Annotated in this window: 14 protein-coding genes and 2 pseudogenes; 12 read left to right on the top strand and 4 right to left on the bottom strand. The window is 45.7% G+C overall.

Annotated elements, in window-relative coordinates; genetic code table 11:
• The first annotated feature begins 401 nt into the window (after positions 1-401).
• From rpmH to U9O48_RS23305, 12 genes and pseudogenes are all read left to right on the top strand, one after another.
• Positions 402-542: a 50S ribosomal protein L34 gene (gene rpmH, locus U9O48_RS00200; RefSeq protein ID WP_003023858.1), complete on the top strand. Its 141-nt coding sequence runs from the start codon at positions 402-404 to the stop codon at positions 540-542.
• 16 nt (positions 543-558) lie between these two features.
• Positions 559-918 carry a ribonuclease P protein component gene (rnpA, locus tag U9O48_RS00195; RefSeq protein ID WP_095284128.1) on the top strand — a complete coding sequence of 120 codons (360 nt, stop codon included), beginning with the start codon at positions 559-561 and terminating at the stop codon, positions 916-918.
• Entirely contained in the window at positions 882-1,139 is a 258-nt protein-coding gene (gene yidD / locus U9O48_RS00190; RefSeq protein ID WP_100778281.1) for a membrane protein insertion efficiency factor YidD, read from the top strand. The genes rnpA and yidD overlap by 37 nt, the downstream gene beginning before the upstream one ends.
• Before the next feature lie 2 nt (positions 1,140-1,141).
• Positions 1,142-2,788 carry a membrane protein insertase YidC gene (gene yidC, locus U9O48_RS00185; protein ID WP_282494060.1) on the top strand — a complete coding sequence of 549 codons (1,647 nt, stop codon included), beginning with the start codon at positions 1,142-1,144 and terminating at the stop codon, positions 2,786-2,788.
• Positions 2,789-2,890: 102 nt separating this feature from the next.
• A complete protein-coding gene (mnmE, locus tag U9O48_RS00180) occupies positions 2,891-4,255 on the top strand; it encodes a tRNA uridine-5-carboxymethylaminomethyl(34) synthesis GTPase MnmE (RefSeq protein WP_095284122.1) in 1,365 nt (454 codons plus the stop codon).
• Between the two features lie 245 nt (positions 4,256-4,500).
• Positions 4,501-5,695 (top strand): annotated as a pseudogene (locus tag U9O48_RS00175) (tyrosine-type recombinase/integrase).
• A 262-nt stretch (positions 5,696-5,957) separates the two neighbouring features.
• The gene (locus tag U9O48_RS00170; RefSeq protein WP_285146289.1) at positions 5,958-6,845 is read left to right on the top strand and encodes a sce7726 family protein; all 888 of its coding nucleotides are present in this window, start codon (positions 5,958-5,960) and stop codon (positions 6,843-6,845) included.
• Positions 6,846-6,851: 6 nt separating this feature from the next.
• Positions 6,852-7,784: a sce7725 family protein gene (locus U9O48_RS00165; protein WP_285146290.1), complete on the top strand. Its 933-nt coding sequence runs from the start codon at positions 6,852-6,854 to the stop codon at positions 7,782-7,784.
• Between the two features lie 2 nt (positions 7,785-7,786).
• Entirely contained in the window at positions 7,787-8,809 is a 1,023-nt protein-coding gene (locus tag U9O48_RS00160) for an RES family NAD+ phosphorylase (RefSeq protein ID WP_285146292.1), read from the top strand.
• A gap of 534 nt (positions 8,810-9,343) precedes the next feature.
• Positions 9,344-9,826, top strand: coding sequence for a toprim domain-containing protein (locus U9O48_RS00155; RefSeq protein ID WP_285151067.1), 483 nt, complete (start codon positions 9,344-9,346; stop codon positions 9,824-9,826).
• Positions 9,747-10,109 (top strand): AAA family ATPase, encoded by a 363-nt coding sequence (locus U9O48_RS23310; protein WP_416382120.1) that lies wholly within the window; start codon positions 9,747-9,749, stop codon positions 10,107-10,109. Before U9O48_RS00155 ends, U9O48_RS23310 begins: the two co-directional genes overlap by 80 nt.
• A complete protein-coding gene (locus U9O48_RS23305; protein WP_416382119.1) occupies positions 10,084-10,353 on the top strand; it encodes an AAA family ATPase in 270 nt (89 codons plus the stop codon). Before U9O48_RS23310 ends, U9O48_RS23305 begins: the two co-directional genes overlap by 26 nt.
• A gap of 357 nt (positions 10,354-10,710) precedes the next feature.
• Here the strand turns inward: U9O48_RS23305 and U9O48_RS00145 are convergent, their stop codons facing one another.
• The 4 genes and pseudogenes from U9O48_RS00145 to U9O48_RS00130 all read right to left on the bottom strand — a co-directional run.
• Positions 10,711-11,319, bottom strand: a complete 609-nt coding sequence (locus U9O48_RS00145; RefSeq protein ID WP_285146294.1) for a hypothetical protein — start codon at positions 11,317-11,319, stop codon at positions 10,711-10,713.
• 1 nt (position 11,320) lies between these two features.
• Positions 11,321-12,259 carry a hypothetical protein gene (locus U9O48_RS00140; RefSeq protein ID WP_285146295.1) on the bottom strand — a complete coding sequence of 313 codons (939 nt, stop codon included), beginning with the start codon at positions 12,257-12,259 and terminating at the stop codon, positions 11,321-11,323.
• Positions 12,256-12,462 (bottom strand): hypothetical protein, encoded by a 207-nt coding sequence (locus U9O48_RS00135; protein ID WP_324723261.1) that lies wholly within the window; start codon positions 12,460-12,462, stop codon positions 12,256-12,258. The genes U9O48_RS00140 and U9O48_RS00135 overlap by 4 nt, the downstream gene beginning before the upstream one ends.
• Before the next feature lie 320 nt (positions 12,463-12,782).
• Positions 12,783-12,971: pseudogene (locus U9O48_RS00130) on the bottom strand (hypothetical protein); the annotation flags it as partial.
• Between the last annotated feature and the right edge of the window lie 3 nt (positions 12,972-12,974).

Here is a 12,974-nt window from a genome sequence, read left to right as displayed (position 1 = left end):
CCCGATTTATCCACAGGAAGATCCGAAACCGGGTAAGTGTAAACGATCCTGTCAGGAGTGCCCCACGATTTAGGCCGCATATTGGAAAAATTAATGAGCACAGACAATTTTTTGCTTAAAAGATCTATTGAAGATCCTGGACGATCCTTGCGCTTTGGTTGGGAGGTCGTATAATCCACCACCCGGCGCGTGATGCTCGACTTCCGCGCGGGACGCTGCTCATTTTCCACGCGATATCGTGCGGAAATACGCGGGAAATAAGGAAAGAGAATTGACTCCGGAGTGTACAATTATTACAATCCGGCCTCTTTAATCACCCACGCTGAGGCGTTAGTCGTTCGATAATCGTTCGGGTATACGCGAAAGTCAGTGAATTTATTCAAGTTTAGGTAGAAATCGCCATGAAACGCACTTTTCAACCGTCTGTACTGAAGCGCAACCGTTCTCACGGCTTCCGTGCTCGTATGGCTAATAAAAATGGTCGTCAGGTTCTGGCACGTCGTCGTGCTAAAGGCCGTTCTCGTCTGACCGTTTCTAAGTAATAAAAGCTAACCCCTGGTGGTTAAGCTAGCATTTCCCAGGGAGTTACGTTTGTTAACTCCCACTCATTTCACTTTCGTCTTCCAGCAGCCACAACGGGCTGGCACGCCGCAAATCACCATCCTCGGCCGCCAAAATTCGCTGGGGCATCCCCGCATCGGTCTCACTGTCGCCAAGAAAAACGTCAAGCGCGCGCATGAACGCAATCGGATTAAACGTCTGACGCGTGAAAGCTTCCGTTTACGTCAACATGAACTGCCTTCAATGGATTTCGTGGTGGTGGCTAAAAAAGGGGTTGCCGACCTCGATAACCGTGCTCTCTCGGAAGCGTTGGAAAAACTATGGCGCCGCCATTGTCGCCTGGCTCAAGGGTCCTGATAGCCTGCATTCGGGTCTATCAGCGCCTGATCAGTCCGCTGCTCGGGCCGCATTGTCGTTTCACTCCAACCTGTTCCAGCTACGGAATTGAGGCATTGCGCAGGTTTGGAGTGATAAAAGGCAGTTGGTTGACGGTGAAACGCGTATTAAAATGCCACCCTTTACACCCTGGTGGTGACGACCCCGTCCCACCCGGACCATTTGATACCAGAGAACACTAACGATGGATTCGCAACGCAATCTTTTAGTCATCGCTTTGTTGTTCGTGTCTTTCATGATCTGGCAGGCATGGGAGCAGGATAAAAATCCTCAACCACAGCCGCAACAGACCACGCAGACAACGACCACCGCAGCGGGTAGCGCCGCCGACCAGGGCGTACCGGCCAGTGGCCAAGGGAAGCAGATTACGGTGAAAACCGATGTGCTGGAGCTGACTATCAACACCCGTGGTGGCGATATTGAGCAAGCACTGCTGCTGACTTACCCGAAAGAGCTGAAGTCAAACGAGCCGTTCCAGCTGCTGGAAACGACGCCTGAGTTCCTGTATCAGGCTCAGAGCGGTCTGACCGGTCGTGATGGCCCGGACAACCCGGCGAATGGCGCTCGTCCACTGTATAACGTCGAAAGCGACACCTTCGTGCTGGCTGATGGTCAGAACGAACTGTCAATCCCGATGACTTACACTGACGCCGCGGGCAACACCTTCACCAAAACCTTCACCCTGAAACGCGGTGAGTATGCGGTGAACGTGGGCTATAACGTGCAGAACGCCGGTGAGAAACCACTGGAAGTGTCCACGTTTGGTCAGCTGAAGCAGTCCATCAATCTGCCGTCTCACCGTGACACCGGAAGCAGCAACTTTGCGCTGCACACCTTCCGTGGCGCGGCGTACTCCACGCCAGATGCTAAGTACGAGAAATACAAATTCGACACCATCGCCGATAACGAAAACCTGAACGTCAGCGCTAAAGGCGGTTGGGTTGCGATGCTGCAGCAGTATTTCGCGACGGCGTGGGTGCCAAATAACAACGGTACCAACAACTTCTATACCGCGAATCTGGGCAATGGCATTGCGGCCATCGGCTACAAATCTGAGCCGGTTCTGGTTCAGCCAGGTCAAACCGGTCAGCTGGCAAGCACCCTGTGGGTCGGTCCTGAGATTCAGGACAAGATGGCAGCCGTGGCGCCGCACCTGGATCTGACCGTTGATTACGGTTGGTTGTGGTTCATCTCTCAGCCGCTGTTTAAGCTGCTGAAATTTATCCACAGCTTCCTGGGTAACTGGGGCTTCTCCATCATCGTTATCACCTTCATCGTTCGTGGCATCATGTACCCGCTGACTAAAGCGCAGTACACCTCCATGGCGAAGATGCGTATGCTGCAGCCGAAGATTGCGGCGATGCGTGAGCGGCTGGGCGATGATAAGCAGCGTCAGAGCCAGGAAATGATGGCCCTGTATAAAGCAGAGAAAGTAAACCCACTGGGTGGTTGCTTCCCGCTGCTGATTCAGATGCCAATCTTCCTTGCGTTGTACTACATGCTGATGGGTTCCGTTGAGCTGCGCCATGCGCCATTCGCTCTGTGGATCCATGACTTGTCCGCACAGGACCCGTACTACATCCTGCCGATCCTGATGGGCGTAACGATGTTCTTCATTCAGAAGATGTCGCCGACCACTGTGACCGACCCGATGCAGCAGAAGATCATGACCTTCATGCCGGTCATCTTCACCGTGTTCTTCCTGTGGTTCCCGTCAGGTCTGGTGCTGTACTATATCGTCAGCAACCTGGTGACCATCATCCAGCAGCAGCTGATCTACCGTGGTCTGGAAAAACGTGGCCTGCATAGCCGCGAAAAGAAAAAATCCTGATTCGGTAGTAGGCCGGGTAAGCGAAGCGCCACCCAGCGGAAGGAACAGTAAAAAAAGGGCGGTCATCTGACCGCCTTTTTACATTTTAAAAAGAGACATCCCATGAGCCATAACGACACTATCGTCGCCCAGGCAACCCCACCGGGACGCGGTGGTGTAGGCATTCTGCGCATCTCCGGCCTCAAGGCGCGCGAGGTGGCCGAAGCCGTGCTGGGCAAACTGCCAAAGCCGCGCTACGCCGACTATCTGCCGTTTAAAGACGCCGACGGTACCGCGCTGGATCAGGGCATCGCGCTCTGGTTCCCCGGCCCGAACTCTTTTACCGGCGAAGACGTGCTGGAGCTGCAGGGCCACGGCGGCCCGGTGATCCTCGATCTGCTGTTAAAACGTATTCTGACTTTGCCAGGCCTGCGTATTGCGAAGCCGGGCGAGTTCTCCGAGCGCGCGTTCCTCAACGACAAGCTCGATCTGGCACAGGCCGAAGCCATTGCCGACCTGATCGACGCCAGTTCCGAACAGGCGGCGCGTTCCGCCCTGAACTCCCTGCAGGGAGCGTTTTCCGCGCGCGTGAATCATCTTGTGGAAGCACTCACTCACCTGCGAATCTACGTCGAAGCGGCAATCGACTTCCCCGATGAAGAGATCGACTTCCTCTCTGACGGTAAAATCGAAGCGCAGCTCAACAGCGTGATGTCCGATCTCGACGCCGTGCGCGCCGAAGCGCGCCAGGGTAGCCTGCTGCGCGAAGGGATGAAGGTAGTTATCGCCGGTCGTCCAAACGCCGGGAAATCGAGCCTGCTAAACGCCCTGGCGGGCCGCGAAGCGGCGATCGTCACCGATATCGCCGGGACCACCCGCGACGTGCTGCGTGAGCATATTCACATCGACGGCATGCCGCTGCACATCATCGACACCGCCGGCCTGCGCGACGCCAGCGACGAAGTGGAGCGCATCGGTATCGAACGCGCGTGGCAGGAGATCGAGCAGGCCGACCGCGTGCTGTTTATGGTCGACGGCACCACCACCGACGCGGTCGACCCCGCAGAGATCTGGCCAGACTTTATCGCCCGCCTGCCGGCTAAACTGCCGATCACCGTGGTGCGTAACAAAGCCGATAAAACAGGCGAAACGCTGGGTCTGAGCGATGTGAACGGTCACTCACTCATCCGCCTGTCGGCCCGTACCGGTGAAGGCGTGGATGACCTGCGTAACCATCTCAAGCAGAGCATGGGCTTTGATACGAGCATGGAAGGCGGCTTCCTGGCGCGCCGTCGCCACCTGCAGGCGCTGGAACAGGCCGCCAATCACCTCGATCAGGGCAAAGCACAGCTGCTCGGCGCCTGGGCGGGTGAACTGCTGGCGGAAGAGCTGCGCCTGGCACAGCAAAGCCTGAGCGAGATTACCGGCGAATTTACCTCTGATGATTTGTTAGGCCGGATTTTCTCGAGCTTCTGTATCGGGAAATAAGTTTTAGTCCATCCTCGTCCGTGAACGTTCACTAACCCGCAGTTAATGCGGGTTTTTACTTCCCATACTCGTCCATAGTCGTGCAGGTTCATTCGCGATTTTTGTGTCCTGAATTGTGCCCATCTCTAAATTCCCCGTGTGCCATTGTTTATTTTTCGTGCTAAAAATCACATCAAATGGACATAAAAACCGGTAAAAAAAACGCTCAAACATTCCTTCTCATGGACACAATGTAGATGTGAGATATGGCACTTTCAGATACCAAACTACGTACACTTGCTCCCAGAAACCTCCCATGGCAACTTGCCGATCATGACGGGCTGGTGATTGAAGTTCTTCCCACAGGATAAATAATCTGGCGTTTCCGCTACTGCTTTGACAACTAATCGCAAAAGATCACACTGGGCGAATACTCGGCTTTCTCACTTGCTAAAGAGCGGCTTTGGCGTGAAAGTGCCGCTCAATGGTTGCCTATGACATCAATCCTGCGCAGAAAAAACAGGAAGAAAAGCTTAAACAGAAAGACCCGACGACAGTCAAAACATTCGCCAAACGCTGGATGATCGATATCGTTGAGAAAGTAACTGCGACCCGCGCAACATCACTCGTGTTATCGAGAAGGACATCATCCCCATCATCGGGAAGTTGGGACAGGATGAGCTCACAACTGCCCACATTCAGGTCGTACTCGACCGCATCAAGCAACGGGGTTCCGATCACGTCGCGCTGCTGGCGCGAAAAGTTCTTAATGCATACTGGCCTATACGATTTCAATCCGGCAGCCGCTATCGAAACTCGTTATATCGTTCAAGTAACGAGCCGTGACGAGGCGCTAACCGCAGAAGGGATCGGCATCCTGTTACGGTGGATCTACACCTCTAACATAAACTGACGCCACAAGCTGGCTCTGCACCTGCTGATCATCTGCATGGTGCGTAAATCGGAGATGATTGAAGCGACATGGAGTGAAGTTAACTTCAACGCGCTGAAATGGCGTATCCCCGGCGAAAGAATGAAGATGGATAAACCGCATATTGTTCCGCTGTCAAAGCAGGCGCTGGCGATGTTCGAAGAGCTAAAATTTCTGGCCGGAGATACCCCATACGTCTTCCCCAGCCGAAACGACCACCGACGCCCGATCTCCAAAACAACGCTGAACTGTGCGGTGCGTACGCTGGCTCTGAACGTCAGGGATTTAGTTATTCATGACTTCCGGCGTACTGCTAGCAAATTGCTACATGAGCAGGGCTACAACTCAGACTGGGTGGAAAATACCGGGCACATAAGATCGGCGGCGTTCGCGATGTCTACAACCGTGCAGAGTACCTGAATCAGCGCCGGGAGATGCTTCAGTCCTGGGCGGACTTTGTTGATGCGCAGATTGAGGAGGAGCGAAAGATGGTTATCGGTAAGTTTGGGAAGGCTTATGAGGTCAAATAGGAAAAATGTGGCATTATTACAAATTGATTTAAATAGTTAAGTACCCAACTTTTGCTACTTCAACATGCTGCATAAAGCCACCAAAATAGAAATAAACTATATAATTCAATTAATTACAATTGGTCAGTTACAAATAAAAAGGAACAATAATGTGACAAAAGTTATCTAATAAGTTATCATCATAATTGTTATATAACCCACTGAAAGTAACTAATAATATGAGAAATAGTTACCATTAAGTATAAACATTGTGAGGATCGATGTGCTAAATCCTACGCAACTCTCAGCGCTATCAAGGATGTTTTCTTCGTCAGTGATTTCCGAGATAGCAAAAAAAGGTCAGTCACCTCTTTTTTCAAGGTTACTGTCTGAGGCATCTCTTTTCGAATTTTATGACGCAGATAATGTAACTATTGGTGATGCCTTTGATACAGCATTTTCTTTGCTCAGACGCTCAGGTTTGAGAAATGAGTATGTCTATCGTTCTGCGTTAATTCGAAATGTATTATTAGGCCGTCATTCTTTGCGTACCGCCAGTATGCTTACTGAATTTAGAATTGGCTCTAGCAAAGCAGATATGGTTATTCTTAACGGTTGTGGAACTGTATATGAAATAAAGTCAGATAGAGATTCGCTTGCCAGACTCGAGAGTCAAATTGAAAACTATAGAAAAGCATTCAGTAAGATCTACGTTATTGCAGGGACTGCACATATCCAAGATATCCTGGAAAAAACATCAGAAGACGTAGGGGTGATGAGTTTGGTTCGATGGAATAGAATTAGTATCGTACGGGAAGCAAAAGAGAATACTGATTATATTTGCACTGCAACTATTTTTGATTCACTAAGACTTAGCGAAGCTATTGATATCCTTAATGAATTAAATATTGACATTCCCTATTTACCCAACACATTGATGCGTAATGCAATAAGAGGTATCTTCACCAAACTAAATCCAATTGATGTACAGAACTGCATGATAAAAACTTTAAAAAGGACGCGTAATCTTGCTCCATTAAGTACTTTAATTGCAAACTTACCAAGTGCATTGCAAAGTATAGCCCTAATGGTTCAGTTACGTAGTAAGGATCGAGATCGCTTAGTTGAGACGTTGAATAAACCTCTTAATGAAGCATTTAAATGGGTTTAAAAACTTATGTACTATCCATATTTTAGAGGTAAGCAGTTTGAATTAATAGCGATTCGTGAGACAGCAGAGACAATGGCTCAGGCTGGTTTCATTCCAATTATTGAACCAGTTAAAGAAACCCTGAATGGATTAGAAAAAACACTAAAAGCGATCTGTGAAGCTAAAGGTAAAGCTATTGTAATAGTAAATCCTTCATATGGTGACCATTCAACAAATGGGCATAATATCTCTCAATTATTGAAAGATAGTTTTCATGGACATGAAAACATTTTTGCAGGGATACTATTAAATGAAGGGATGGATGAAGAAGATATAATAGAGTTGCTTGATGAACATGCCGAACATCAACCTTGTTTCATCCACTCTGGATTTTCTGAGCCTCGCTCTTTATCAGAAAAAACAAATGGTCGAGTATTTAAACATATATTCTTAGAACTCTACTGCGGTAAACTTTATAGAAAACATTTTAATGACTGCGACAGAATATTAATTCGCGATGGTTTTAAAAAGAGAAAAAATGCTGATTACCCTCCTATTGAAGAGTTTTCTGACCTTCATATAACCTTCGGGGAAGAAGGAATGGATGGATTTGGCGATTTTTTAATCGTTGGGGATGACTATACTGAAGGAGGTGGCCCGGCATATGCGGTAGCAATACATCTCACGTTCTTAGAATCTAAAAAAGAAAATGTCATGTATATTTACCACTTTGTTTCAACAACAAGAGATACACCAACAGATCCTGCAGGGAAATTCGGACAGGCACTTGAAAAACTCATTATAACAATAAACGAGGATAATTCTCCTGTATTGGAGACCTCAGCTATTTTAGAATTTCGAGCTTTGCATGCAAAAGGCCATTTTCCTGGATTGGGAACAGTCAAAAAACTCTCAATGAGACATCATGTTGAAACATTAGCTAATTATTTTAGGAGCTAAAAATGATTAGAATGTGTTGTGCTGAATGTTTCAATGATAACGGATTGCGAAATAATATAATCCCTACATTGACGCCACAAAAAGGAAACTGTTCTTTTTGTAACAGTCAAGATGTTGATATTATTGACCCTAAACTCTTGTTGGATTATTTTGAACTGCTGATAAATATCTATGAAATAAATCCTGAAGGAAAAAACCTTGTTGAATGGCTAAAAGAAGATTGGTGTTTATTTTCCCATCCAACAATGGACAATGCTCATGCTAAAGAGTTATTGGGAGAAATTCTCGATGACGGAGATATAGTACGAAAGAACTTCTCTCCCTCCGAAAATTACAAAAGCACTGGCCTTGCGCAATGGGATACATTACGAGATGAGATCCTTCACAAAAACAGATACTTCCTTGATGAGAAAATTGATACTCAAAGATTACAGGAATTACTTAACCATTTAAAGGCATTTGATATCCCACGAATATGGTTCAGAGCAAGGATAAACCAAACAGATACTCCATATAAAATTGAAGATATGGGAGCACCTCCAAGTCGGTATGCTAGTCATGGACGAGCGAACCCCACAGGCATTCCATATTTATATTTAGGATCTATGCCGAATACAGCGGTCTCTGAGATTAGACCACATACAGGTGAAATAGCAACAGTAGCTAAATTTGAAATACCAGAAGAATTAATCATTGTCGATTTAAGAGAGCCGAGAAAACATGTTTCTCCCTTTGTCTTATCTGATGCACAAGAAATAGGAAAAATGCGGGCAGATATACCTTTTCTAGAAAAATTAGGAGAGGAATTAACTCGTCCTGTGTTACCTCGAAGTGCTGCTATTGATTATATCCCCAGTCAATATTTATGCGAATTCATTAAAAAAATTGGTTTTCATGGTGTAATTTACAGAAGTTCTGTTAGTGAGGGAATAAACTTAGCCTTGTTCGATCCAACGTTAGCAACCCCTATTTCAACATCACAATATGACGTTTCTCGCGTAAGTGTTGAAGTACAAGCAAAGTAGTTACAATGGATTTTAAAAAAATGATGCCAGTAATATTAATTTAAATTTATTATTGGCATTACAATTTTTCTGCCATTGTAACGATTAACTTTGTTGTAATTTAGAATTTTCAATTCCCAAAAACAGTTTCCCGCAGCTTTCCCCCTCCCCCAGATCTACCCTATCCCAACTCATAGCAGCCCCCCTAAAAGCTTCCTGTTCTAAGACGAACTGCGACCTGTAAGAAGCGCCTTTGGCGGTCAGCCCCCGGTCATCCAGGGAACGAAGCGTGGTCTGAAACTGACCTCCTGTCTCGATACAGGTGACCACACCCTTTATCGCTACCCTGTTGCAAGCGTAGCGACAGACAGAACGCTGTAGAGAAGTCGGACGGCATTGCCGAAGGCTTTGCGTCCGTACTTCCTGCTGAATGTGCAAAACGCAGCGTCACTTTCACTCGCTTACGCTCTTAAAAGTGACGCCAGCACACAGATCATCTTCAACCCAGCTACTGCCTGAAAATTCACTGCAACAAACAGGCTGACAGTCAAACAGATGTCAGTAATTCACTTACCAGGAGGGAAAAAGTACTTGCTGCCCGGTAGCCATTTGAAGGATTTTTTTTGCCCGGTACATCAGGCGAGCCGCAACGGTAGACCGGAACCCTGGGCACCGGACAACAAACCACCGGAAGGCATCATCATTACCGAAGGATATGCAACCGCGCTTGCGGTCTCATGCCTTCGCCATTTTCCTGTCGTTGCTGCCCTGTCGGCGCACAACCTGAAAAATGTGGCCATCGCTTTCCGGGGGCAGTGGCCTGAATGCCACCTTATCCTGGCTGGCGATAATGATTGCAGTCAGGAGAAAAATACCGGGCTGCTGAATGCAACCGCCGCTGCGGAAGTAGTGAAGGGCTGTGTGGTTCTCCCTGTAGACACCACATTGAGCGACTGGGATGAATTTTACCGTCACTACGGTGAATCCATTTCCCGGATTGTGTTCAACCAGCAACTTCCTGCAAATCTCAGGTCGTAAGTCATGGCAGCATCAGACTCTACTCTTACCACCTCCCTTCCGCTGCGCCGGGGCTCAAGGGTTTAACACCAGTCAGGATTATCAGGTTAAAGGACTTATTCCCGCCGGGGCGCTGTGCAGTATTTACGGCCCCGGCGGCTCTTTTAAATCCTTTCTGGCAGTATCGCTGGCGTGCCATATTGCCAGCGGTACGTCATGGGGCGGAAGGCGAATCAATCAAGGGGCTGTGCTGTTTATCTTCGGAGAAGGAGGAACCAGTGTATCGCGGCGGATCCGCGCCTAGGAACTCAGATGAAAACACCGCGCGGGATAGGGGCGCATTTATCCAGGGTTGCGACGCCATTCGGTATCATACGCGCGCAGCTATGATGATCGTTCATCACTCAGGTAAGGATCAGGAACGAGGCGCACGCGGTTCAAGTGCTTTTCAGGCCGCGCTGGATGCCGAGTTTAACGTTAGGCGTGAGGGACGTCGCAACGCTATCACCTTGAGTTGTACAAAGATGAAACATGCGGAGATGCCGTAGGTCACCGCCTACGATCTTGAGGAAGTCGTTATCTATACCGATAGTGATGGCGAACCAGTGACCTCGCTAATACTGAACGACGAGCCCCGGTAACCAGCCGATGACTTACTGAGTAGTGGTATACCACCCGACGTTCCTCATATCACCCGCAACCATACGGCGTTATGGCGCTGTATTAACCAACGCATCAGCCAGAATAAGCCTTGTACCCGCACGCTCTTGCGCGACGATCTACGGGTTAAGGGAATTAACGTCGAGAAGAAATTTTCGCGTTGGCTGGAGAAACTTATTCGTGAAGGATTAATATTTGTAAATGGTGAGGAAGTTAAACTCAATCACTAGAATTATATTAACTATTCATAGACAGTAATATGTCAACGGTTCAAATCGTAAGTGACTCACAAAAAAACTGGTAGCCAATATAAATAAACACAAAATAAGAGCAAAGAGGATTAGTAAAAAACCATTTCGTAAACTCATATAAGAAAGCTCATTTCTTATATGCCGTATTATATTAACCTTTTCTTGACCAACGATGGCTTTAATTAAGGATTCTCTACTTTTGTTGATCTCAAAATACGTTCCATACCCAAATTTTGGTAGGGTTTTTAATGAACCCAATGAGATAAGGCCACCACATAGCATATAAAAAGAAGAAAGAAAAAACACAAACGATATATATGGACTCAAGGGACTTTCAGGAAGAAATTTAACAACTCCACTAGCACCGGCACTTATAATACTTAATGATATACTTAATGCTAATGTGAATTTAAAAGTCTTATCATCTATCTCCTTGGCTCTATTATGCTCGCTTTCAAGTCTCACGACTATTTTTTCATCCGATAATCCTGAGTAAAACTCAAAATTTGAAAAGGTGATATCATACACACTAACTGTTTTTTTGTTCGCAATATAGTAAAAGTAAAGAAATGGGAAAACCTCCTCAATAATCCTAGAGATCATTTTAATTAGCCTCAGATAATTTCTTTGCAATAGCGTAATCAATTTCTCTTTTATCATTAGAAAGCCATCCCCACTCTCCAGTTGGATTTATTTCAATAAATATATATTCGTCTTTTGTTTTGATAAAATCAATGGCACCATAATTTAACCCAAGAAACTTAACATACTCTATGCAAAGTTTTTTAATCATAACAGGAAGTTCAATATCGACATATTCAAGATCTTCTTTTTTTACAGTTCTCCAATCATCAGAGATAGCATTACCATTAGATTTTATTGCAACGGCATATACTTTGGAGCCAACAATAGTAACTCTAATATCTAACTTATCCTCAATATATTCTTGAAATGTTATCGGTGCCTGTTTGGTTTTGTCTAAAGAAAAGTCCTCAGGATTAGCTTTCGATGTGTATGTAAAATAGCAATCATCATTTTCTTTAAGTAAAACGGTATCCATCGACTTTATAATAAAATTCGTTGAAGGGAGTCTTTCAAAACCAAGAGAGTTACTAATAATCGTTTGAGGTACAGAAAAACCCATCTTTTTTGCAATCATTAGCTGATATGGCTTAGATTCAGCAGCATATGTTGCTTGTGGCCAATTCATCCAATACGCCTTATCAAAAACCATTAATCCCCTAAGAAAAGCATTCCATTGCGATAATGAAAGCTGCTCATTTATATCAATACTCCGCCCTGGAGTATTTCTTAGAAAAACAGGTTGTCGAAACCAAACTGATTTTACATTAGATGTCTCCACATCAACATATTCACCTTTCACCCTTAGGATTGTATTTACGGGATCTAAAAAAATCTCATAATCACTTAATTGCTCTTTGTTTAGTCTAATAAAAGCATCGCCATTATTTTCCAGGCGCTGAACAACCAAATCCGTGGAAAAATCATACATGCTTGATAGAATCAATACATAATTTTTCATTCTCCTTTTTGATCCTCTCCAGTTTCAACATCACACTTCTTGGTAGCCCTAGTTCCATATTCTGAATTATATGACACTAAAGGTTCCCCATTTCTAATCCAATAACCCTTTTCCTTATTATAAACTGCACCTTCTGGCATTTCAGGTTTATTAGAAAAAGGCTTTTTCGTAGAAAAATGTATTAGTACATGCTCTTGTTTCATCATAATCCTTTATATAAAAAGTTATTTACCAATTTATAGTAAAATACTATCTATCAGTTTTCAATTAAAACATACAACACTTATTAGCCAGAGCAAATTTGAGAACTAAATTTATAATATAGTCTAATAAAATCAATATATTATTGTAGCCTTAGATTGCAAAACACATCCCCCCGCTTTCTTTTTACTTAGTAGACAATAAATGGGGGAACTTGAAGGATTCAGATAATGAATGTATCGCTGGATTCCGAATTGTGCCAAAACACACCACAACATCTATCCCTGATGCTAGGGTCGCTGTAAAAATTATTGAGGAAATTTTCGTCTCTAAGCCGTCTCACCTCATCTTCTTCAAAAGCATCTCTTAACAGTTGTAGCTGGGCGGCAAGGATGAGAAGCAACGCATAATTCGGGCCGATATCGTCAGGATGCTCGAGCATTACATGCACCAGGACTCGCGAGCGATCGACCAGTTCTCTGGCTGAGGGTTGTTCTACGGTGATTTTCATAGA

This window comes from Lelliottia sp. JS-SCA-14, assembly GCF_035593345.1.
Classification (GTDB): Bacteria; Pseudomonadota; Gammaproteobacteria; order Enterobacterales; family Enterobacteriaceae; genus Enterobacter; species Enterobacter wanjuensis.
Note: the sequence above shows the minus strand (reverse complement) of the source record. Positions and strands in the feature narration are given on the sequence as shown.